Annotated in this window: 20 protein-coding genes and 1 tRNA gene; 9 read left to right on the top strand and 12 right to left on the bottom strand. The window is 65.4% G+C overall.

The features are described 5' to 3' along the window. Window positions 1-25 precede the first annotated feature (25 nt). Both AB0N24_RS08460 and AB0N24_RS08465 read right to left on the bottom strand, forming a co-directional pair. Window positions 26-508, bottom strand: a complete 483-nt coding sequence (locus AB0N24_RS08460; protein WP_104174632.1) for an FHA domain-containing protein — start codon at window positions 506-508, stop codon at window positions 26-28. After that, complete coding sequence (locus AB0N24_RS08465) at window positions 505-1,251, bottom strand: DUF3662 and FHA domain-containing protein (protein ID WP_214956780.1); 747 nt, start codon at window positions 1,249-1,251, stop codon at window positions 505-507. Before AB0N24_RS08465 ends, AB0N24_RS08460 begins: the two co-directional genes overlap by 4 nt. A 353-nt stretch (window positions 1,252-1,604) precedes the next feature. Here AB0N24_RS08465 and AB0N24_RS08470 point away from each other — a divergent pair. Next, window positions 1,605-1,687: transfer RNA gene (locus AB0N24_RS08470), tRNA-Leu, on the top strand. 144 nt (window positions 1,688-1,831) lie between these two features. Here AB0N24_RS08470 and AB0N24_RS08475 read toward each other — a convergent pair. The 3 genes from AB0N24_RS08475 to AB0N24_RS08485 all read right to left on the bottom strand — a co-directional run bounded on the left by AB0N24_RS08475 (window position 1,832) and on the right by AB0N24_RS08485 (window position 4,702). Continuing rightward, complete coding sequence (locus tag AB0N24_RS08475) at window positions 1,832-3,193, bottom strand: MFS transporter (RefSeq protein WP_364122815.1); 1,362 nt, start codon at window positions 3,191-3,193, stop codon at window positions 1,832-1,834. 169 nt (window positions 3,194-3,362) lie between these two features. Beyond that, entirely contained in the window at window positions 3,363-3,755 is a 393-nt protein-coding gene (locus AB0N24_RS08480) for a universal stress protein (RefSeq protein ID WP_364122817.1), read from the bottom strand. After that, the gene (locus tag AB0N24_RS08485) at window positions 3,752-4,702 is read right to left on the bottom strand and encodes a 2-hydroxyacid dehydrogenase (protein ID WP_364122819.1); all 951 of its coding nucleotides are present in this window, start codon (window positions 4,700-4,702) and stop codon (window positions 3,752-3,754) included. The genes AB0N24_RS08480 and AB0N24_RS08485 overlap by 4 nt, the downstream gene beginning before the upstream one ends. Window positions 4,703-5,008: 306 nt before the next feature. On the opposite strand from AB0N24_RS08485, the gene AB0N24_RS08490 reads away from it, so the two are divergent. Genes AB0N24_RS08490 through AB0N24_RS08515 form a run of 6 tightly spaced genes read left to right on the top strand, consistent with a single transcriptional unit; the run spans window position 5,009 to window position 11,453 of the window. Beyond that, complete coding sequence (locus tag AB0N24_RS08490; protein WP_364122821.1) at window positions 5,009-6,568, top strand: ABC transporter substrate-binding protein; 1,560 nt, start codon at window positions 5,009-5,011, stop codon at window positions 6,566-6,568. A gap of 28 nt (window positions 6,569-6,596) precedes the next feature. After that, window positions 6,597-7,526: an ABC transporter permease gene (locus AB0N24_RS08495; RefSeq protein ID WP_364122823.1), complete on the top strand. Its 930-nt coding sequence runs from the start codon at window positions 6,597-6,599 to the stop codon at window positions 7,524-7,526. 8 nt (window positions 7,527-7,534) lie between these two features. Continuing rightward, window positions 7,535-8,533, top strand: coding sequence for an ABC transporter permease (locus AB0N24_RS08500; protein WP_364122825.1), 999 nt, complete (start codon window positions 7,535-7,537; stop codon window positions 8,531-8,533). Further along, window positions 8,530-9,675 (top strand): ABC transporter ATP-binding protein, encoded by a 1,146-nt coding sequence (locus AB0N24_RS08505; RefSeq protein ID WP_364122827.1) that lies wholly within the window; start codon window positions 8,530-8,532, stop codon window positions 9,673-9,675. Before AB0N24_RS08500 ends, AB0N24_RS08505 begins: the two co-directional genes overlap by 4 nt. Beyond that, entirely contained in the window at window positions 9,668-10,717 is a 1,050-nt protein-coding gene (locus AB0N24_RS08510) for an oligopeptide/dipeptide ABC transporter ATP-binding protein (RefSeq protein WP_364122829.1), read from the top strand. Before AB0N24_RS08505 ends, AB0N24_RS08510 begins: the two co-directional genes overlap by 8 nt. A gap of 10 nt (window positions 10,718-10,727) precedes the next feature. After that, a complete protein-coding gene (locus tag AB0N24_RS08515; RefSeq protein WP_364122831.1) occupies window positions 10,728-11,453 on the top strand; it encodes a sulfite exporter TauE/SafE family protein in 726 nt (241 codons plus the stop codon). Between the two features lie 40 nt (window positions 11,454-11,493). Here AB0N24_RS08515 and AB0N24_RS08520 read toward each other — a convergent pair whose 3' ends face one another. Together AB0N24_RS08520 and AB0N24_RS08525 are read right to left on the bottom strand one after the other, a co-directional pair. Further along, complete coding sequence (locus AB0N24_RS08520; RefSeq protein ID WP_364122833.1) at window positions 11,494-12,525, bottom strand: 2-hydroxyacid dehydrogenase; 1,032 nt, start codon at window positions 12,523-12,525, stop codon at window positions 11,494-11,496. Beyond that, window positions 12,519-13,820 carry a glucarate dehydratase family protein gene (locus AB0N24_RS08525; protein WP_364122835.1) on the bottom strand — a complete coding sequence of 434 codons (1,302 nt, stop codon included), beginning with the start codon at window positions 13,818-13,820 and terminating at the stop codon, window positions 12,519-12,521. The genes AB0N24_RS08520 and AB0N24_RS08525 overlap by 7 nt, the downstream gene beginning before the upstream one ends. A 121-nt stretch (window positions 13,821-13,941) precedes the next feature. Between AB0N24_RS08525 and AB0N24_RS08530 the strand changes: the two genes are divergently transcribed. Beyond that, the gene (locus tag AB0N24_RS08530) at window positions 13,942-14,853 is read left to right on the top strand and encodes a LysR family transcriptional regulator (protein WP_364122837.1); all 912 of its coding nucleotides are present in this window, start codon (window positions 13,942-13,944) and stop codon (window positions 14,851-14,853) included. Window positions 14,854-14,864: 11 nt separating this feature from the next. On the opposite strand, the gene AB0N24_RS08535 is transcribed toward AB0N24_RS08530, so the two are convergent. Further along, on the bottom strand, window positions 14,865-15,560 hold the full coding sequence (locus AB0N24_RS08535; RefSeq protein WP_364122839.1) for a FadR/GntR family transcriptional regulator: 696 nt from the start codon (window positions 15,558-15,560) through the stop codon (window positions 14,865-14,867). 10 nt (window positions 15,561-15,570) lie between these two features. Beyond that, window positions 15,571-16,698, bottom strand: a complete 1,128-nt coding sequence (locus tag AB0N24_RS08540; protein ID WP_364122841.1) for a mandelate racemase/muconate lactonizing enzyme family protein — start codon at window positions 16,696-16,698, stop codon at window positions 15,571-15,573. Between the two features lie 213 nt (window positions 16,699-16,911). Between AB0N24_RS08540 and AB0N24_RS08545 the strand changes: the two genes are divergently transcribed. Next, window positions 16,912-17,739, top strand: a complete 828-nt coding sequence (locus tag AB0N24_RS08545; RefSeq protein WP_364122843.1) for a sulfurtransferase — start codon at window positions 16,912-16,914, stop codon at window positions 17,737-17,739. Window positions 17,740-17,771: 32 nt separating this feature from the next. On the opposite strand, the gene AB0N24_RS08550 is transcribed toward AB0N24_RS08545, so the two are convergent. The 3 genes from AB0N24_RS08550 to AB0N24_RS08560 all read right to left on the bottom strand — a co-directional run. Beyond that, window positions 17,772-18,692, bottom strand: coding sequence for an AEC family transporter (locus AB0N24_RS08550; RefSeq protein WP_364122845.1), 921 nt, complete (start codon window positions 18,690-18,692; stop codon window positions 17,772-17,774). 53 nt (window positions 18,693-18,745) lie between these two features. Further along, window positions 18,746-20,074 carry an enolase C-terminal domain-like protein gene (locus AB0N24_RS08555; protein WP_364122847.1) on the bottom strand — a complete coding sequence of 443 codons (1,329 nt, stop codon included), beginning with the start codon at window positions 20,072-20,074 and terminating at the stop codon, window positions 18,746-18,748. Next, window positions 20,071-20,835: aldehyde dehydrogenase family protein (locus AB0N24_RS08560; protein WP_364122849.1), on the bottom strand; the 765-nt coding region annotated here is incomplete at its 5' end. The genes AB0N24_RS08560 and AB0N24_RS08555, both read right to left, overlap by 4 nt.

A 20,835-nucleotide genomic window follows, 5' to 3' on the forward strand; every position in this document is an offset into this window, starting at 1 on the left:
GCGGGAATCTCCGGGACGGCCACGGCTATGGCCTCAATTCGATGACCGTCTTGCCGATTCTCACGGGGACACCGAGCTCCACCGGGAGGGCTCGGGTGAGCTGCTGATTGTTGAGATACGTGCCATTGGTCGAGCCAAGATCCTCGATGAACCAGCGGCTGCCCTGCGGGAACAGCCGGGCGTGCCGGCCTGAGGCGTAGTCATCCTCAAGGACCAGCGTGGCTTCCTGCGCGCGGCCCAACAGGATGGGACTCTCTGCAAGCGGGATGGTGTGGCCTTTGAGCGGACCCTCTGTGACAACCAGCTGCCGAGCCTGCTGTTTCGCGGGCGGCGGAGCGGCTTCCGCCAGTTCGGGGTGTTTGCGTACCTGGCGGGCAGTCGGGGCACCCATGGCGGCCTTCCGGCCGATCATCAGGTCCCGGCGCATGGCGGACACGATGCTGAAGATAAGGACCCACAGCAACAGGAGGAATCCGAAGCGCAGGGCCGTAATGGTCAGTTCGCTCACTGGCGGCCACCGGAGTTGGCGGGCAAAAGGCGGAAGATGATTTTGGTCCGTCCCATCGTGATGGTGGAGCCGTCAGTAAGGTCTACGCTGCCTACGACCTTGTGTCCGTTGACGTAGCTGCCGTTGGTGGATCCCAGGTCGACGGCCTCTGTAGTGCCGTTGGTGGTGCGGATTTCAAGGTGGCGGCGGGAAACCCCGGTGTCGTCCACCAGGATGTCGGCCTCCGACGACCGGCCCAAAACGATGGACGCGGCATTCAGGGAGTATCGCTGTCCGTCAATGTCCAGGACCGGCTGGAGCCGAACCGGCTGGCGGCTCGGAGCAGCCGGGACGTTGTTCCGTGGCACCGGCGGAGCCGCAGCGGAACCGGAGGCATTCTCAGTCTTTGAATCAATCTCGAAATCGCCCGCGCGGATTTCTTCGTCGCGGCGGAAGGAAATGCGGACCGAACCGCGGAGCGTGTAGCCCTGGCTCCGGACGTGGTTGATGACCACGTCGCAAAGTTCTTCCGCCAGGGGCGTGCCCCACTCCTGTGCCCGCTTGAAGTCGTCGGCGCTGAGGCGGACGTCAAAAACATTGGGGGCAAGTGTGCGTCCGGCGGCGATGGTGATGGCCTTGTGGTCCACTTCCCGGCGAAGACGGCTGGCGATTTCCACAGGTTCAACCTGGGCGCGCGAACCGGTGGAGAAGACACCGCGGACGGCCTTTTCGATGCCGCGCTCGACTTTGTCCAGCATTCCCATGGCACCTCTCCTCTCCTGACGGCTGCGGGGCAGCACACGTTTCGGAACTCAGTTCACAACATTGCCGGGAGTGCGCCGGGGACGGGCACTCCTACATCAGATACTACTGGGCAGGGCTGTGAATGACCTTAATGCACAACGCCGGGGCGGGCAGAATAGTTCATCCCGGCCTGCGCTGGCGCGGTTCGGACGGCATCATCCGAAGGCCCCGTCCCTGGGCGCATTTCTGCCCGGACGGTCGGCCGCAGGGCCCGATTGGTGTTTTGCCGTGGTTGTCCGTTATGCTTGATCTCGCTGCTTTTGCAAGGCTGGGAGTCCGGAAAACGGGCGTCTTGTCGTGTAAGAGAAGTTGCGCGCGAGTGGCGGAACGGCAGACGCGCTGGCTTCAGGTGCCAGTGTCCGAAAGGGCGTGGGGGTTCAAATCCCCCCTCGCGCACGCAAATGGAAGAACCCCGGTCTTAGGACCGGGGTTCTTCTGCTTTAAGATTTATGCGGCGTTTCCCCGCCCCACGGTCCAATCCCCTGGAATGACCGGGGGACGGCGCCACAGGGGCGGGGAATAGCGGCGCGGGGCCCGTGCCTAGCGGGCTGCGGCCGGCTGCCGGGTCTCCGCTGTGGCGGCACCTTCGGGGGCCTCCGCAGCAGGAGGGGCCGACGTCGTCCGTTCCTTGAGGAAGTACACCAGGCCGGCGGCTAGCGTGGACGCCGCCGCCAGCGCGAACAGGCCGGGGACAACACTTCCGGTCTGTTCCTTGATGAGGCCGAAGCCGAACGGTGCAACGAAGCCGCCCAGGTTGCCGAGCGAGTTGATGATCGCGATGGCCGGCGCGAGCACCAGGGGGTGCAGGCCTGACTGGGGGATGGTCCAGAACAGCGGCGACGCGCTCTTGAAGCCCATCGCGGCGACGGCGAGGAATACGAGGGCCAGGACCGGGGAGGCAACGGCTGCCGCGAACGTTCCGACTGCGGCGACGAGCAGGGCCACCACCAGCAGCGGACGCTTGGACTTGGCCCGGTCCTGCCATTTGGCCGCAAAGTACATCGCGAAGACGGCACAGACCCACGGAATGGCGGACAGGAACCCAACGCTCAGGTCCGTGGTGCCGGGGATCTGCTTGACGATGCTCGGCAGCCAGAAGGTGTTGGCGTAAATGGACAGCTGGACTGAGAAGTAGATGCCGCATAGGAGGAGGATCTGCGGGTTCAGCAGCATCTTCCAGCGGTTGACCTTTGTGTCCTTGCCGGTGGTGTGCTCAGCATCCTCGCTGGCGATGGCGCTGATGAGGGCCGTTTTCTCCCTGCCGGTCAGCCATTTAGCGTCCTCGATCCTGGCGTCCAGGAGGAAGTAGACCGTGATGCCGACGGCGACGGAGAGCAGGCCTTCGAAGCCAAAGAGCCACTGCCAGCCGCGGAAGCCGAGGGCGCCCTGGAGGCTGAGCAGCATTCCGGCGATGGGTCCGGAGAGGGCAGCGGCAACCGAGGAACCGGCAATGAAGATGGCGGTGGCCTTGCCCCGCTGGCCGGCCGGAACCCACCGGGCGAAATAGAAGATGACGGCGGGGAAGAACCCGGCCTCAGCCGCGCCGAGCAGGAACCGCAGCACGTAGAACATCATTTCGTTCTGCACGAAGGCCATCAGGAAGGAAACGATGCCCCAGCTGATCATGATCCGGGTGAGCCAGACCCTCGCGCCGAACTTCTCCATCATCACGTTGCTGGGCAGTTCAAAGATTGCGTAGGCAATGAAGAACAAACCTGCACCGAAGCCGTAGGCGGCGGCGCCGATTCCGACATCCGCCTCCAGGTGCTCGTGGGCGTAGCCGATGTTTGACCGGTTCAGCTGGTTGCAGACGAGCATGACCAGCATGATGGGCAGGACGCGCCGGAAGAACTTCTTGGTGGCAGACGCCAGATCCGTGACAGCGATGTCTACAGATTGCATGGGGTAAATCCTCTGTATAGATGAATAAAGCTCACGCTGCGGGGGGACGGGTGGCTGGCCCTTGTGGTCCCCGCCACAGCTTCCCCTCGACTTTATTCAACGGCAGTAATGCCCGTCCAACACACTTTTTGCATTGCTTGATACCTACAGGGCACCGCGGGACCTTGGCTCAGGTGCGCGGGCCGACCTCTGGTTTAACCGCGGTGACCGGGCAGCCGGCTTCGAGGATGACGCGCTGGGCAGTGCTGCCCAGGAACAGCTTCCCCACCGGGGAGCGCCGCCGAACGCCGATCACTATCAGCTCAACATCCTCCTCATAGGAGGCGTCGATCATGAAGTCCGCTGCGTCAGTTCCTTCGTTGGGGCGGAGCGAGGCCCGGACGCCCGCGGCGGCTGCCGCGGCGATGGCGTGGCGGATGTCCGACTCCGCCTCGGCGGATGCTTCGCCCGCGACGGGGCCCATGATCTGCAGGGCGGTCTTTCGAAGTGCCGCCTCCCCGATGGCGGCGCTGAGCGCGGCGCGGCCCTCCTGGCTGGCGACGTAGCCCACCGCCACGCTCATGCCTGCACCGCCGTCAGGACCGAACCGGTGGCCACGAACTGCCGCAGGTTGGCGAGGGTAAGTTCTGCCATGGCCGCCCTCGTTTCGTGGGTCCCGCTCCCGAGGTGCGGCAGGAGCACCACGTTGTCCAAGGTGAGGAGGTCTTCCGGGACCTTCGGTTCCTCTGCAAAGACATCCAGCCCCGCGCCGGCCAGCCGTCCGGCCAGCAGGGCAGCTACGAGGGCCTCCTCATCCACCACGGATCCGCGGGCGATGTTGATCAGGTAGCCCTTGGGCCCGATCGCATCGATGACGTCGGCGTCCACGAGTCTGGCCGAACCGGGTCCGCCTGCGGCGGCGACAATCAGCACGTCGCAACCGGCAGCGAGTTCGCGCGGTGAGGCCTTGTACTCATAGCTGACCCCGTCCACCGGATTGCGGCTGTGGTAGCTGATGCCGCAGTCGAAGCCTTCCAGCCTCCGGGCGATGACCCGCCCGATCCGGCCGAGTCCGAGAATGCCCACCCTCTTGCCGCTGGCTTTGGTGGCCAGGGGGAAGTTGCCTTTGCTGAGCCAGTCACCGCGGCGGACGAAGCGGTCCGCGGCGCTCACCCGGCGCAGGACGTCCAGGTACAGGGCGATGGCAGTGTCCGCCACGCAGTCGTTGAGGACATCGGGGGTGTTGCTGACGGTGATGCCGCGCCGGGCGGCCTGGGCAACGTCCGTAGTGTCGTAGCCGACGCCGAAGTTGATGACCGCGCGAAGGTTGGGCAGGGCGCGCATCAGGTCCGGGCCGACGCCGAACTTTCCGGAGGTCACGGCAACCTCGAAGGTCCCGCCGTGGTGCTGCAGGAATTCTTCCCGCTCCGGGCTGGAGTCGGGGAGCCGCACGGCTTCGTACTCGCTCCTGATGGATTGTTGGACGGTTGGCATGAGTGGCCCTACCTGCAGGACAGCGATGTTCTTCATATCTGCACCCTAGGTTTCCGATCCATACGCGTCCAACATGTAAATGGCATGGATCGATGTCCGAAGTGAATCGATTGGACTACTCTCGCGGAACCGCGCGGATTTCCGCGATAAGTGGCTCCCATCACAGGGTGCAGGTGCCACGACGGGCCCAGCCGCGCGTCCCCGGAGGCCGGCGAAAACCTTGTGGAGCCTTTGGACCTCAACTAGCTTGAGTCCAGCGCGGCCCGAAACACCTGATCTTGTTGCCTGTTCCACCGGTGCAAGCGCACCCCCTGCCGCAAACACCCAATTCGGAGGAATCCAATGACGTCTTCTTCAAAGCCCCCATTTCCTGTCGCCTTGCTCAAATGGCCGGCCCTGGCATCCGTCGCGATACTCGGTCTTAGCGGGTGCTCAGTAGCCAATTCCGACGCCGGCGCCGCGTCCTCGAATACAGTGCGCGTTGTGCTCGGCCAGGAACCGCCTACCCTGGAAGCCTGTGAGTCGAACCTGACTTCCACCGGTGTTGTGGTGCGCTCGAACGTCACCGAACCGCTGATTGAACGCAACCCGCAGAGCGGGGAACTCGAGCCCAAGCTCGCCACCGAATGGAAAGCCACCACGGATACCGAGTGGACCCTCAAGCTGCGCGAAGGCGTGACCTTCCAGGACGGCACGCCCTTCAACGCCGAAGCCGCCGCCTTCACCATCGAAAGAGCCGTCAACTCCAAGCTCGGCTGCAACGTGGAGGGCTACGTCTTCGGCGACGCGGACCTCGCCGTAAAGGCCGTGGATGCCACCACCCTGACCGTCACCACCCCCGAACCTGATCCCATCCTGCCGCTGCGCCTTTCGTTCCTCGAAGTGGTTCCGACGTCGACGAGCGCCACGGAGAAAGTCCGTGAGCCAATCGGCACCGGTCCGTACAAGATTGAGAAGTGGGACGCCGGCCAGAAGATCACGCTGTCCAGCTGGGACGGTTACTGGGGAGACAAGCCCGCCTACGCCAAGGCCGAGTACCAGTGGCGCTCCGAGAGCTCGGTGCGCGCTGCCATGGTCACCAGCGGCGAAGCTGACGTTGCCATGGGGCTGAGCCCGGACGACAACATCGGAGACCTTGGCGTCGACTACCCCAACAACGAGACGGTGGCGCTGCGGCTCGACGCGAACGAGGCCCCGCTCAATGACATCCGCGTACGCCAGGCAATCAATTACGCGCTCGACAAAGAGGGAATCGTCAACTCGCTCTACCAGGGCAAGCACCAGGTGGCTGCCCAGCTGGTTCCCGAGGGCATCGTGGGGCACAACGCGGAACTGAAGGGCTGGCCGTTCGACCTGGACAAGGCGAAGTCCCTCGTAGCCGAGGCAAAGGCCGCCGGCGTTGATACGTCCGCGCAGATCTCCCTCGTGGTCCGCAGCGCACAGTTTCCCAAGATCACTGAGCTGGCCCAGGTCCTCCAGGAGCAGCTGAGCCAGGCCGGCCTGAACGTGAAGCTGAAGATGCTCGAAACCAGCCAGCACCTGACGTACCAGGTCCGCCCGTTCGCGGACGACGAAGGCGCGGTTGCCCTGATGACCCAGCACGGCAACCAGGCCGGTGACGCGGCCTTCACGGTTGACCAGTACATGCTGTCCACCGGAGCGCAGAGCTACTTCGGCACGCCTGAGTTCGACGCCATGATCAAGGAGGCGGACGCGGCCTCCGGCGATGAGCGGAAGAAGGACTTCGAGGAGATTTTCGCCTACCAGAACGACAAGGTTGTCCAGTTTGCCCACATCTCGCACCAGACCGGCATCATCGGCAAGGCCAAGTCCGTGAATTACACGCCCAATTCGTCCAGCGGCGACGAGCTGCGTGTTTCGGAAATGACCCCGGCAAACTAGCGCGGACCTCCGGGAAAGAAGGACAGCCATGCTGATCTACTTGAGAAAGCGGATTGTCTCCAGCGCTTTGCCGCTGGTGGTGGTGATCGTTGGAGTGTTCGCCCTGGCCAGGATGACGGGAAACCCCGCCAGCCTGTACCTGCCGCTGAATGCCACCCAACAGATGCGCGACGACTTCACCGCGCGGAACGGACTGGACCAGCCGCTGCTGGTGCAGATGGCCGACTACTTCAGCGGAGTGCTCCGGCTCGATTTCGGGCAGTCGCTGCGCACGGGGCAGGATGCCGCGGCCATGGCGCTGCGTGCCTTCCCCGCCACCCTGCAGCTGGCCGCCACCACCATGGTGCTGGCGGTGTTGCTGGCACTGGTGGTCGGTTGTTGGGCTGCCCTGAAGCCCAACGGCATTGCGGACCGCATCTCAAGTTTCGTCTCGATGGCTGCCGCTTCGATCCCGGATTTCTGGCTGGCAATCGTGGGCATCTGGGTCTTCGCCATCACCCTGGGCTGGCTCCCGACATCAGGTGTGTCGGGAGCCGGTGCCTGGGTGCTGCCCATCGCCACGTTGCTCCTGCGGCCGTTCGGCGTGCTGGTCCAGATCGTCCGCGGCTCCATGGTCTCCGCCCTCTCGGAGCCCTACATCAAACTGGCCCGCAGCCGCGGAGCAGGCGAACTCCGGGTGGTCACCCACCACGCGCTCCGCAATGCGGCCGCCCCTGCGCTGACGGTGGCCGGCGACCTGACCGTGGGCCTCGTCAACGGGGCCGTGGTGGTGGAGACCATCTTCGGCTGGCCGGGGATCGGAAAGCTCATGATCGATTCGATCCTGCAGCGGGACTTCGCCGTCCTGCAGGCAGCCGTCTTGCTCACCGCCGTCGCGATCTTTGCCCTGAACATCCTCATCGACATGGGGTACGCGCTGCTGGACGCGCGCGTCCGTCCCGTCACGGTTAAGGCTTAGGAGTAGCCATGAAGAGTTCACTGACTGAGGGTGTGGCGCCGGAGCAGCTGCCGGTGGCCCACGAACACCAGAACGAAAGGGATGACGGAAAACAGGATGGAAAGCTGAGCCTCTTCCGTCTCCTGCTCAAGGACCGCTTTGCTACGGTGTCTGCGCTGATCCTGGTGTTCGTCGGCCTGACTGCCCTTGTCGGCCCTGCGCTGATGGGCGATTTGGCCACCAAACAGAACCTGCTGTTCGCCAATAAAGCACCATTCATGCTGGCGCACGGCTGGGAATACTTCCTGGGGAGTGATTCGCTGGGCCGCAGCATGCTGGCCCGCCTGGTGGTGGCGAGCCGGACCACCCTGTCCGTCGCTTTGCCTGCGGTGGCCGTGGCCCTGTTCGTTGGCTCCCTGTGGGGCGTGTGGGCAGGCTATCACCGGGGCTGGCGGGAGAACGTGTCCATGCGGATGGCCGACGTGATCATGAGTTTCCCGTCCCTGCTGCTCGCCGTCGTCGTGCTTTATGTGTTCAGCCCCAGCGCAGCAAACATCGTGCTGATCCTGGCCCTTACCCGCATCCCTATATACCTGCGCACCGCACGTGCCGAGTCAGCGGAGCTCCAGAGCCGGACATTTGTTGATGCGGCGCGCACGTTCGGCGCCAGGCCCAATGCGATCATCGTCCGGCACGTCATCCCGGTGGTGTTGCCGACGCTCCTCACGCTGGCCACGCTCGAGTTCTGCTACGTGATGCTCGCCGAGTCGTCACTGAGCTTCCTGGGCATCGGCATCCAGCCTCCGGACGTCAGCTGGGGCCTGATGGTCTCCCAGGGCCGGCAGTACCTGCAGACCGCGTGGTGGCTGTCGATCTTCCCGGGTGTTGCCATCGTTGTCACCACCATCGCCGCCAACGTCCTCGCCGCCTGGCTGCGGATCGCCACCGATCCCGCCCAGCGCTGGCGCCTCGCACTTCCCCGCAAGCGGCTGATCGCCCGCATCCCAGCCAAGGAGGCAAAGCCGTGAAAACAGCTACCGACCAAGCGCCCGCCAAACGCTCGCGTGCCGCAGCCGCAGCCGCAGGCACAGGCACAGGCGCAGCAACAGGGCAGGCGAAGGCACACGACGTCGTCCTGCAGGTCCGCGACCTCGCGGTGGACATCCGCACACACCGCGGCACGGTGCGCGCTGTTAACAGCGTGGCTTTCGAGGCCCGCGCCGGAGAGACGCTGGCGCTGCTCGGGGAATCGGGCTGCGGAAAATCCATGACAGCCAAGGCACTTGCCGGGATCATGGATCCCGTCTGCGACCTGGCTGACGGTGAGATCCTCCTCAACGGCACCGACCTCGCCGCCCTCAGCGCCAAGGAACGGCTCAAATTTGCCGGGCCCGAGCTGGGCATCGTCTTCCAGGACGCCCTGACTGCGCTGAACCCCGTCTATACGGTGGGCACACAACTGGGTGAGGCCTTCCGTATCCACCGCGGCCTCAACGCCAAGCAAGCACGGGTTGAGGCGATTGACCTGATGAAGCGCGTCGGAATCCCCGAGCCGGAATCCAGGATCAATTCCTACCCCCACCAGTTCTCCGGCGGCATGCGCCAGCGCATCCTCATCGCCATGGCCGTGGCCCTCAACCCGCGCCTGCTGATCGCCGATGAACCCACCACCGCCCTGGACGTCACAGTCCAGGCGCAGATCATGCAACTTCTGCGGAAGCTCCGGGAGGAAGGCCGGATGGCTGTCATCCTCATCACCCACGACCTTGCGGTGGTGGCCGAGGAAGCCGACTCCGTGGCCGTGATGTACGCCGGCAACGTGGTGGAGAGCGGACCGGTCTCCGAGGTTTTCGCCGACCCGCGCCACCCCTATACCAAGGGGCTGCTGGAATCAGTGCCCGTCCACCTGGAGCGCGGCGCCCGGCTGAAGTCAATTGCCGGCAGTCCGCCGGAGCTCCACGACATTCCCGCCGGCTGCGTCTACCAATCCCGCTGCCCGCTGGTGCAGGACATCTGCAGGGCGGAGCGGCCCGTGCTCCGTCCGGTTACCGGTACCCCGGTCACAGGCGCTCCGGTCTCAGGCACACCCGTGAGCGTCCCTTCCGGCACGGAGCCGCGGCCCGCGCGCTCTGCCGCCTGCCACTTCAGCGAGGAGATCAACAATGTCTGAGCCGCTTCTGAAAATTGACGGCCTGACCAAAACGTTCCATGTGGCCAAGAGCGCCAGCGGCAACACCCGGCTCAAGGCCCTGGACGGCATCAGCCTGACAGTGGGCCGGGGGGAGACGCTCGGGCTGGTGGGCGAGTCCGGCTGCGGCAAGTCCACGCTGGCGCGGACCCTGATGATGCTGGAAACACCGGATGAGGGGACCGTGAGCTTTGAGGGAACCAACCCGTTCGGGCTTCGCGGCAAGGAACTGCTGAGCTGGCGGCGGCGCGTTCAGATGGTCTTCCAGGACCCCTTCGCCTCCCTGAACGCCCGGATGAACGCCGGCGACATCATCGCCGAGCCCTGGGCCACCCACCGTGGCCTCTACCCGACGTCCAGGGAACGCGAGGCCAGGGTCCGCGAGCTGCTCCACATGGTGGGGCTGCGCCCCTCCGATGCCCGCAAGTCGCCGCAGGAATTCTCCGGCGGCCAGCGCCAGCGCATCGGCATCGCCCGTGCCCTGGCCCTGAACCCGGACGTCATCATCCTCGACGAGCCGGTCTCGGCCCTGGACCTTTCCGTCCAGGCGCAGGTCCTGAACCTGCTCAACGAGCTCCAGCAGGAACTCGGGGTGTCCTACATCTTCATCTCGCACGACCTGTCCGTGGTCCGCCATGTGGCGGACAGGGTGGCCGTGATGTACCTCGGCCGGATCATCGAGACAGGGGCCACCGAGGAAGTCTTTGACCACCCCCGGCACCCCTACACTGCGGCCCTGATGTCGGCGTCCCCGAAGCTGGACGTCACCGGAACCAAGCGGGACAGGATTGTCCTCCAGGGCGAGCTGCCCTCTCCGCTGGATCCGCCGTCGGGCTGCCGTTTCCGGACGCGGTGCTGGAAAGCCCGGGACATCTGCGCTGAACTGTCGCCGGAACCGCAGGTCCTGGCGGCCCCTGACGGCACGAAGCATGTTGCCGAGTGCCATTTCCCGCTCGATTCCATCAAGGGCCTGACCGGCGCCACGGCCGCGGCGATGTCCACTGCCACTGCCGCCGCCCAGTGACGGAACCTGAGTGACTGGTGCGGAGTATGCCGTCATCGCCGGGGTGATCTTCCTGGCCGCGTGCCTGCAGGCGTCCAGCGGCTTCGGCATGGGTATGCTCGCAGCGCCGGTGATCGCGATGGTGGATCCGGCGCTGCTTCCGGCCACGCTGATCCTCCTTGCCTTCCTGGTCACCGTGATGGTGACCGTGCGGGAGCGCCAAAGCCTGGATCTGCGGGGCACGGGCTGGGCTTTGGTGGGCCGGATTCCCGGGAGTTTCCTTGGTGCATGGCTGGTGACGGCCCTGTCCAGGGAAGGCCTCGCCTGGGTGGTGGTGGCCGTGGTGCTGACCGGCCTGGTGCTGGCGGGCCGCGGCTGGGCGCCCCGCCCCGTCCGCGCCAACCTGATCGCTGCCGGCGCGGCCTCCGGCATCATGGGCACCGCGACGTCCATCGGCGGCCCGCCCATGGCCCTGGTCTGGCAGGGACACCATGGTCCCAAGCTGCGCGGCACCATGAGCGCGTTCTTTATGGTGGGATCGTCGATTTCGATGGTGATGCTGTGGATGACCGGCGCGGTCACTTTGGAGATGCTTTCCCTGGCGCTGTGGATGGTTCCTGCGGCCGTTGGCGGCTACGCGGCATCGCGGTTGGTTAATCGCTTCCTCAACGCCGCACGCCTGAAGGCACTGGCCTTGGGGGCGTCGGCGCTGGGAAGCGCCATGCTGATCGTGCAGTTGGTCCTGGCGGTTCCGTAGCCGCAGCCGCTCCTAGCCTTAGCGGGCCGCGGCTTGGCGGCTACGCAGCCGGAACGGGCCGTTGCACCATGTTATTGAGCTCCCCGCCGCGCGCCAGCAGCCCGATGTTGGCGGCAATGTCCGCCGCCCGGCGTTCAAAGGTGATGCGCGCATGACCGGAATGATGCGGGGTCAGAACGGTGTTCTGCAGGGACGCGAACGGCAGTTCCGCAGGCGGAACCACGCCATCCGCGGGCGACCCCCACCAGACGTCGAGGCCCGCTGCGGCGATGCGCCGTTCCTTCAGGGCTGCGTACAGCGCGCCCTGGTCAACCACGGGTCCGCGTGCCACGTTAATAAGGAACGCCGAGGGTTTCATGGAAGCCAGTTCCGCCGCCCCGATCATCCCTTCTGTGTCGGAATCCAGCGGCACGGTCACCACTACGACGTCGGACGCGGCCAGGAGCCCCTTGAGCTCGTGGTTTCCGCCCACCCAGTCGAGGCGGACTCCCTGCGGCAGGACGGCCGACGGATTGCGCCGCACAGCCCGGACCTTCATGCCCAGCATTCCGGCGACGCGGGCGACTTCAGCGCCGATGGAACCCAGGCCCACCAGACCCAGTGTCAGGTCGGCGAGAACGGGATGGAACGGCACGCCGTCGGCCGTTGCGATGGTCCGCCACTGCCCCTGGCGGATCTCCCGGTCGGCGGCGGCAACATTGCGGGAAAGCATCAGGGTGACCATCAGGACGTGCTCTGCGATGGGCCGTGCGTGGTGGAAGGTGTTGGCCACCAGCGCTGACGGCACCAGGTGCGGGAAGGAGATCTTGTCGTAGCCTGCACCCGTGACATGGACCAGCCGCACGCGGCCGGCAGCCTCCGCTTCCGTGGGGCCGAGGGAGGAGCAAACCACGACGTCGGCGCCCGCCAGGGCGCCAAGCCGGCGTTCCGGAGTCCAAGCCGCAGCCATGTCCCACTGGTGAGTGCCGCCGTCGGCCCTTAGCTTTTCCTCAAAGCGGCTGATGATGGGGTCCGTAACCACGATCTTCAGTGCTTCCAGGCGGTCCGGATTCTGCTCCCCGGGGTTTACCACCGGGGGCTCTGGAGTTCATAGGAGGGGTGGAGCCGCTGCATATAACCGGTGTCATCCCGGCTCCTGAGTCCGCAGTCAAGGTACTGGCGGTGCAGGCGTTCGAGGGCGTCACGGTCCACCTCGATTCCCAGGCCCGGGCCGGCGGGGACCTTGACGGCGCCGTCCGTGAAGGTGAACACGCCGTCGGCAATGACGTCCTCCGACGGGTCCTTCCACGGCCAGTGCGTGTCGCACGCGTAATCGAGGTTGGGGGTGGCTGCCGCCAAATGGACCATGGCGGCGAGGCTGATGCCCAGGTGGGAATTCGAGTGCATTGACAGCCCCAGGCCGAACGTCTCAGTGATGCCGGCGAGGAACTGGGTGCGGCGGAGGCCGCCCCAGAAGTGGTGGTCCGAGAGGATGACATCCACTGCGCCGGCAGCCACGGCAGGGGCCACGTCCGCGAAGCTGACCACGCACATGTTCGTGGCCAGCGGCATGTCCACCTCCCGGCGCACGGCCGCCATGCCCTCAATGCCGGGCGTGGGGTCCTCAAGGTACTCCAGAACGCCGTGCAATTCCTTGCCCACGCGGATGGAGGTTTCCACCGTCCAGGCGCCGTTGGGGTCGATGCGGAGGGGCAGGTCGGGGAACTCCGCACGGAGGGCCTGGATGGCCGCGATCTCTTCTTCCGGCGCGAAGACGCCTGCCTTCAGTTTGAACGCGCTGAAACCGTAGCGGTCCACCATGGTCCGGGCCTGCTTTACGATCCCGGCGGGATCCAGGGCTGCGCCCCAGGCGTCGTCTTCCTGGCCGGGGTGGCCCGCCCACTTGTAGAACAGGTACCCGCTGAACTGCACAGAATCGCGGACGGCGCCGCCGAGGAGGTCGCTGACCGACCGGCCGAGGAGCTTGCCTTGAATATCCAGGGCTGCGACGTCGAAGGCGGACAGCACGCGGTCGGTTGTGCTCGAACCGGTGACCATGCCGCTCATGCCGTGGCCGCCCTGGATGGTGTCCTGCTCCAGCGCCTGGACGATGCGGCTGCGCAGCCCGTTGATGTTGAAAACGTCCGTCCCGGGGAGGGCCGCAGCTGCGAGCTGGAGCCGGGCAACGTGGCCGGCATCGCCGTAGGTTTCACCGAAACCTGATACCCCGGCGTCCGTCCGGACCTCCACGATGGCACGCAGCGCGAACGGTTCGTGGACGCCCACGGTGTTCAGGAGCGGCGGGTCCTTGAAGGCCACCGGCGTGATGGAGACGCCCGTAATCCTGGCCTGGTTAACGTGCTGGGCGGGATCGTATGCCTGGTCCACTGCGCTGTGCTCCTTGGGTTGGCTCGGGGTTGATTTACCTGCTCCGTTCACCGACCATAAAGGGAGTCATCGATCCAAGTCCAAGCTAATTTGTGCACTCAACAATTCAGTAAAGGTATGAATGTTCTCCCTACCCCAGTTAGAAGCGTTCGTGGCCGTCGCTGAAGAGCTCCACTTTGGCGCCGCGGCTGAGCGGCTCAACATGACGCAGCCGCCGCTGAGCCGCCAGATCCAGATGCTCGAAAAGAAGCTGGGAACCCAGCTCTTCGGCCGCACCAGCAGGAAAGTGGAGCTGACCGCGGCAGGTGCCACCCTGCTTCCGCGGGCGCGGCAGATCCTGGATATGTGTATCAAGACGGACCTGGATGTCCGTCGGGTGTCGTCCGGCGAGTCAGGCGCCATCACGGTGGGGTACACGGCCATAGCGGGGCAGAGTGCACTGCCGGTGATGCTGCGTCGTGCCGCGGAGGGGATGCCCGGGGTGTCCTTTGTGCTCCGGGAACTGGTCTCAACGGACCAGATGGACGGGCTGGTGAAAGGCAGTGTGGATATCGGCCTGCTGCGGCCCATCGTCGCCCGGCCGGGCGTGGTGTCCCGGCCGCTCATGCAGGACCGCCTGGTGGTGGCGCTGCCTGAGGGGAGTTCACTGCTGGGCAACATGGCGGCGCCGAAGGGGGAGCCGCTGCCCCTTGGGTCCCTGGACAGGCTGCCGTTGCTGATGTATTCCACCAAGGAGGCCCGGTACTTCCACGACCTGGTGCTCCGGCTGTTCGCCAGCGCCGGCGCGCATGCCAACATCACCCAGTACGCGAGCCAGGTTCCGGCTCTCCTGGCCTTCGTCCAGGCCGGTCTGGGGGTGACGCTTGTCCCCGCTTCCGCCATGGCTTTCGCCCCCGCCGGAGTGGAATTCCACGAGATTGACGGACGGCACGGCATCCGGGAGCTGAACCGGGTGGACCTGGAGCTGGCGTGGAACGAAGAAACAGCCAACCCCGCTGTGCTGCGGCTTCTTAGGCTGATCGAGACGTTCTGACCGGCACACGCCTACTGGCGTCCGGCCCGGAGGCGCCGCCTCGAGTTGGCCAAGTGGCTGCGCATGGCGGCCGACGACGACGGTACGTCGCCTTCCGCGATGGCCGCATAGATGGATTCGTGCTCGTGGACAACTTGTTCGAAGTGGTCGCGGGCATAGTGTTCGACACCGGTCATCAGCCGGGTGCGGGGCATCGCGATCATCGTCTGGCCCAGCGCCGCGAGGCAGTCCGAGTAGAAGGGGTTTCCCGACGCCGCGGCGATTGCCTTGTGGAATTCGTAGTCGGACTTCATGGCGTGCGCGGGGTGGTCGCCGCTGGCAGTGAACTCCTCCAAGGCGTTCAGGACGGTCTTCAGTTGCCGGTCCGTCCGGTTGCGGGCAGCAAGGGCGGCTGCTTCAGCCTCGACGCCGATCCGGAACTCGAGCAGGTGGAGCCGGTCCTCCATACTCGCCACCGGCCGGCCACCCGGTGCCGGCGGATCACCGTGCGGAGGCGGGGTCAGCGCGAAGCTGCCCCGCCCGCGCTCGGTTTCGACGAGTCCTTCGGCCTGCAACCGGGTGAGGGCTGCCCGGACCACGGTGCGGCTGACGCCGAATTCGCCGATCAGCGTGTTTTCGCTCGGAAGCTTGTCGCCGGGCTGGATGACGCCGTCAACGATGCGCGTGCGAAGGTCGGCGGCGAGGTCCGCGGTCAGGTTCCGGCTCATGCGTTCAAGGTTACGCGCCGAACTCCACCGTCTCGGTGGTCCAGGCCCGGGCCTGGTCACTGAGGGTCACGCCGAGGCCCGGGCGGTCCGGAACCAGCATGCGGCCGTTCTTGGTTTCGAGGCGCTCGTTGAACAGCGGGTCCAGCCAGTCGAAGTGCTCCACCCATGGTTCGCGGGGGTAGGCGGCGGCGAGATGGAGGTGGATCTCCATGGCGAAGTGCGGTGCGAGTCCCAGTCCCCGCTCGTCCGCCAGGGCTGCCAGGCGGAGGAACTGGGTGATGCCGCCGACGCGGGGAGCATCGGGCTGGATGATGTCGCAGCCGTTGGCATTGATCAGGCCCTTGTGCTCGGCCACGGAGGCCAGCATCTCGCCGGTGGCGATGGGTGTGTCCAGGACCTGGGCGAGGTGGGCATGGCCCTCGAAATCGTAGGCGTCCAGCGGCTCTTCGATCCAGATGAGGTTGAATTCCTCCAACTGCCGGCCCATCCGCAGGGCGGTGGCGCGGTCCCACTGCTGGTTGGCGTCCACCATGAGTGGAACGTCCCAGCCGATGTGTTCGCGGATTCCGGCGACACGGCGCAGGTCCTCTTTGCTGTCTGGAAGGCCGACCTTGATCTTGATGCCGCCGATTCCCTCCTCGATGGACTGGGTGGCGCGTGCCTTGACCTCGTCCAATGAGGCGTTGAGGAAACCGCCGGACGTGTTGTAGGTCTGGACGGAGTCGCGGTAGGAGCCGAGCAGCTTGGCCAGCGGCAGGCCGGCGCGCTTGGCCTTGAGGTCATAGAGGGCAATGTCGATCGCGGCCAGTGCCTGGGTGGCTACACCCGAACGGCCCACGGAAGCGCCGGCCCAGAGGAGCTTGGTATAGATCTTGCCGATGTCATTAGGGTCCTCGCCGATGATGCCCTCGGCCACCTCCTTGGCATGCGCGTACTGGGCGGGCCCGCCGGCGCGTTTGGAGTAGCTGAAGCCGATGCCGCTGTGTCCCTGCTCGGTGGTGATTTCCGCGAAGAGGAAAGCCACCTCCGTCATGGGCTTCTGGCGGCCGGTGAACACCTTGGCGTCGCTGATCGGCACGGCCAGGGGAAGTCTCGCAGTGGAAAGTTTTACGTGGCGGATGAGGTCTACGGTGCTCATGGGTGCTCCTTGAAAGCAGGATGTCCGGGCTACATTGCCCTCCTAGGTAGAATACAAGTTTGCAACTTGTATTACAAGTATTATCCTCAGGTTTGGTGGCAATGGAGGGCCGTGGCGCGGGAGATGTTCCTATACGCAAGCTTCCGTTTCTGCGCTGTTCACATATTGAGATCGGTATCTCATTATGTGGTTGTGCCTTTTAGAATCCAACGTATGAGCAACGGCCATCCCAACCTGCAGCCCTTTGTCGACTGGAACTGGTGCGCCAGCAATCCAGGGGGGTACGTCCTCGTTGATACGCGATGGTATCTGGATGGTTCCTCGGGTAGGGACGCTTACCGTGAGGGCCATATCCCGGGTGCCGTGTTCGTCGACATGGATAAGTGGCTTTCTGGCCCGGCTTCCAAGGAGGCAGGCCGGAACCCGCTGCCCGACCCCGAAGTGTTTGCACGGGGGATGCGGGAAAGCGGTATAGCTGACTCCGATGTCGTCGTTGCATATGACGACGCTGGTGGCGTCATAGCCGCGAGAATCGTATGGATGCTTCGATCGGTGGGCAGAAGGGCTGCAGTCCTCGACGGTGGTATTGGCAGTTACCCAGGGGAGCTCGATACAAACGAGCCGAAAAGATCGACCAGCGACTTTTCAGTTCAGGGATGGCCCAAGGCTCTGCGGGCGGATATTGCAGAAGCGTCTTCGGGTCAATACACGGTCGTGGACGCGAGGAACCGTGACCGCTTTGAGGGGCGTCAGGACCCTGTCGACCCTCGCCCCGGCCACATACCAGGCGCAGTAAATGTGCCTTGCCGAGAGAACCTCGACTCGTCAGGAAGACTATTCCCGGCCGAGCGTCTTCGCGCGAATTTTGAACGTGCAGGAATTGCCGCTGCCGAGAACACAATTGCATATTGCGGATCGGGTGTGACCGCGTGCCACAACCTCCTTGTTATGGAGCAGTTGGGGCTGGGCCGCGGCAGGCTGTTCGTCGGTGGCTGGTCCCAATACGGGCACGCTACTGATAGGCCCGTCGAAACTGCATGACGCGGCTGGCCGTTGAACAGCAGGCACCGAAGCTAGTGAACCAGCCAGGCCACGACGAGCAGCGCGCCAATGCTCAGCAACGTGGTGCAGAGGATCACGTCGCGCGCCACGGTCATTCCGCGGCCGTAGGGGGAGGCGAACAGGAACACGTTCTGGGCCGTGGGCAGCGCAGCCATGATGACGCTCGCCAGGAGGTGCTGCCCTTCCAGTCCGAAGACGAAGCGGCCCAGGACCCACACAACGAGCGGCATTCCGGCAATCTTCAGGAAAGTTGCCACGAGCGTCTCAGTGCGGCCGTCGCCCTTCTGCAGCGGGGCCCGGCCGGCGAGTGACAGCCCGAAGGCAAGCAGCACCATCGGAACGGCTCCGCCGGCCAGCATGTCGATGGGCTTCTGCAGCAGCTCGGGCGCGGTCCAGCCGGTCAGTGCCACGACGGCGCCCAGTCCGGAGGCGATGATCATCGGGTTGGCGAAGGGCTGAAGAAGGAGCTTCTTCCAGGAGACCTTGGAACCGGAGGCCACGCCCAGCACCGTGAGGTAGAACGGCGCCATCACCAGGATCTGCACCAGGAGCACCGGGGCAACGTGCTGTGCCGTGCCGACTGCGTAGACGGAGACCGGGATACCGATGTTGTTCGCATTGGCATAGCTGCTGGCCATGGCACCCACCGCCGTTTCGGCGGCTGGCCGGCGGAAGAACAGGAAGCTGGCCAGGCAATAAAGGAGCCCCACTATCGCTGCCGAGAGCAGCGCCAGCGGGGCGTCCGTTCCGAGTGCCGCCCGGATATCGCTGCCGGCAACCACTGTGAACAGGAGGGCGGGGTTGGTGACGTAATAGGCGGTGCGGGTCAGGGCGCCCTGGATTTCGGGCCCCAGGATCCGGAGCCGGGCAGCGAAATAGCCCACGGCAATGACGGCGGAGATGATCAGTATTCCGGAGACTACGCCGCCCAAGATGCGCCCTTCTATTTAACTGTCTGCTTTGAACTTAGTGTTCGAGAGGGACCCTAGCGCACCAGGCAGGGGCGCTTGGGATCAAACGCCCAGCCGTCAATGTAGTACTGCATGCCAATGCTGTCGTCGCGGGCATCCAGGCCATGCTCCAGGTACAGCCGGTGCGCCTTGTCCAGGGCATCGCGGTCCAGTTCGATGCCCAGCCCGGGAGCGGCGGGAACCTCGATGGCACCGTCCTTGATCTGCAGCGGTTCCTTGGTGAGCCCCTGCCCGTCCTGCCAGATCCAGTGCGTATCCAGCGCCGTGATCTCGCCCGGCGCGGCTGCCCCGGTGTGCGTGAACATGGTCAGCGAAATATCGAAGTGGTTGTTCGAGTGCGAGCCCCAGGTGAGCCCAAATTCATGGCACAGCTGCGCCACCCGGACGGATCCGTGCATGGTCCAGAAATGGGGGTCCGCCAGGGGAATGTCCACGGCGTTGCTGCGGATGGCGTGCGACATTTCGCGCCAGTCCGTGGCGATCATGTTGGTGGCCGTCTTGAGCCCGGTGGCGCGGCGGAATTCCGCCATGACTTCACGTCCCGAGAAACGTCCCTCGGCGCCGCAGGGGTCCTCGGCGTAGGCCACTACGCCCTGCATCCGCTTCCCGAGACGGATGGCCTCCTCCAGGAGCCAGCCGCCGTTCGGGTCGAGGGTAACCCTGGCGTCGGGGAAGCGCTTGGCCAGTGCGGTGACCACATCCACTTCGTCGTCGCCGGACAGCACGCCGCCCTTGAGCTTGAAGTCACTGAACCCGTAACGCTCCTGCGCGGCTTCCGCCAACGCAACCACCGCTGCGGGCGTCATCGCCTCCTGCCGGCGCAGCCTCTCCCAACGGTCCGCCGGGGCATCCTCCACGAGGTACGGCTGGTCCGTCCGCCGGCGGTCACCGATGAAGAAGAGGTAACCGAGCATGGGGACAGAAGTGCGCTGCTGCCCGTCGCCGAGCAGTTCCGCGACGGGGACGCCCAGGAACTGGCCGTGAAGGTCCAGCAGGGCCGATTCGACGGCGGTGACGGCGTGGACGGTGGTGCGGAGGTCGAAGGTCTGCAGCCCGCGGCCGCCGGCGTCGCGGTCGGCGAACTCCGCCGCGATCTCGCGCAGCAGGGAACGGTAGCGGGCCACCGGCTTGCCGGAGATGAAGGCCCCGGCCTCCTCGATCGTGGTGCGGATCTTCTCGCCGCCGGGGACTTCGCCGAGGCCGGAGCGCCCGTCCGAATCGGTAATGATCACCACGTTGCGGGTGAAAAACGGTCCGTGCGCGCCGCTGAGGTTCATCAGCATGCTGTCGTACCCTGCGACGGGAACTACCTCAACCTTTGCGATCGTTGGCTGCGTGCTCATGCGTTGACCTCGTCCTTTGCGTCGGCGGCGGCTTCGACCGTTCCGTCGATCCGGCGGTTGAGGTGCCAGGGGTTGGCGTCCTGCAGCGGTGCCGGAAGGAGTTCCTGGGGCAGGTTCTGGTAGGCGACCGGCCGCAGGAAGCGGTTGATCGCCAGTGTTCCTACCGAGGTGGTCTTGGTGTCGGAGGTTGCGGGGAAGGGGCCGCCGTGGACCATGGCGTGGCCTACTTCGACGCCGGTGGGCCAGCCGTTGACGATGATCCGCCCCACCTTCTGCTCGAGGGCGGGGATCAGCTGGGCCGCCGTCGGGTAGTCCTCTTCGGTGAGCTGCAGGGAGGCGGTGAGCTGGCCTTCGAGCCGGTTGGTGGCCCCGATGAGTTCTTCGGTGGTGGTGTAGCGGATCACCAGGGACGCGGCGCCGAAGATCTCTTCGTGCAGCACGTGGTTCCTGACAAAGTCGGCGATGTCGGTCCCGAAGATGGTCGGTGCCGGCGCGTTTTCGGTGGGACCGGCCATGCCCTGCCCGAGGACAGTGACGTTTTCGGCGGAACCGAGAGCTGTGGCGCCGGTGTTCCAGGAGCCGGCGATGCCTTCGGTGAGCATGGTCTGGCCGGCACAGGCGGATACTGCGCGGCCGACGGCGGCAGCCAGTTTGTCGCCTGCCTCGCCGGCCGGGGCGAACAGCAGGCCGGGGGAGGTGCAGAGCTGGCCTGAGCTGCCGGTGACGGCGGTGACGTACTGCTGGGCGAGTGCGTCAATGTG

It is taken from the genome of Arthrobacter sp. NPDC093128, assembly GCF_040683875.1.
In the GTDB taxonomy this organism is placed as follows: Bacteria; Actinomycetota; Actinomycetes; order Actinomycetales; family Micrococcaceae; genus Arthrobacter.

Bases quoted from the DNA above. Each gene is read 5' to 3' on its own strand.
- AB0N24_RS08465 (WP_214956780.1), bottom strand. From the start codon at position 1,251: ATGGGAATGCTGGACAAAGTCGAGCGCGGCATCGAAAAGGCCGTCCGC.
- AB0N24_RS08475 (WP_364122815.1), bottom strand. From the start codon at position 3,193: ATGCAATCTGTAGACATCGCTGTCACGGATCTGGCGTCTGCCACCAAG.
- AB0N24_RS08480 (WP_364122817.1), bottom strand. From the start codon at position 3,755: ATGAGCGTGGCGGTGGGCTACGTCGCCAGCCAGGAGGGCCGCGCCGCG.
- AB0N24_RS08485 (WP_364122819.1), bottom strand. From the start codon at position 4,702: ATGAAGAACATCGCTGTCCTGCAGGTAGGGCCACTCATGCCAACCGTC.
- AB0N24_RS08490 (WP_364122821.1), top strand. From the start codon at position 5,009: ATGACGTCTTCTTCAAAGCCCCCATTTCCTGTCGCCTTGCTCAAATGG.
- AB0N24_RS08495 (WP_364122823.1), top strand. From the start codon at position 6,597: ATGCTGATCTACTTGAGAAAGCGGATTGTCTCCAGCGCTTTGCCGCTG.
- AB0N24_RS08500 (WP_364122825.1), top strand. From the start codon at position 7,535: ATGAAGAGTTCACTGACTGAGGGTGTGGCGCCGGAGCAGCTGCCGGTG.
- AB0N24_RS08510 (WP_364122829.1), top strand. From the start codon at position 9,668: ATGTCTGAGCCGCTTCTGAAAATTGACGGCCTGACCAAAACGTTCCAT.
- AB0N24_RS08530 (WP_364122837.1), top strand. From the start codon at position 13,942: ATGTTCTCCCTACCCCAGTTAGAAGCGTTCGTGGCCGTCGCTGAAGAG.
- AB0N24_RS08535 (WP_364122839.1), bottom strand. From the start codon at position 15,560: ATGAGCCGGAACCTGACCGCGGACCTCGCCGCCGACCTTCGCACGCGC.
- AB0N24_RS08540 (WP_364122841.1), bottom strand. From the start codon at position 16,698: ATGAGCACCGTAGACCTCATCCGCCACGTAAAACTTTCCACTGCGAGA.
- AB0N24_RS08545 (WP_364122843.1), top strand. From the start codon at position 16,912: ATGAGCAACGGCCATCCCAACCTGCAGCCCTTTGTCGACTGGAACTGG.
- AB0N24_RS08555 (WP_364122847.1), bottom strand. From the start codon at position 20,074: ATGAGCACGCAGCCAACGATCGCAAAGGTTGAGGTAGTTCCCGTCGCA.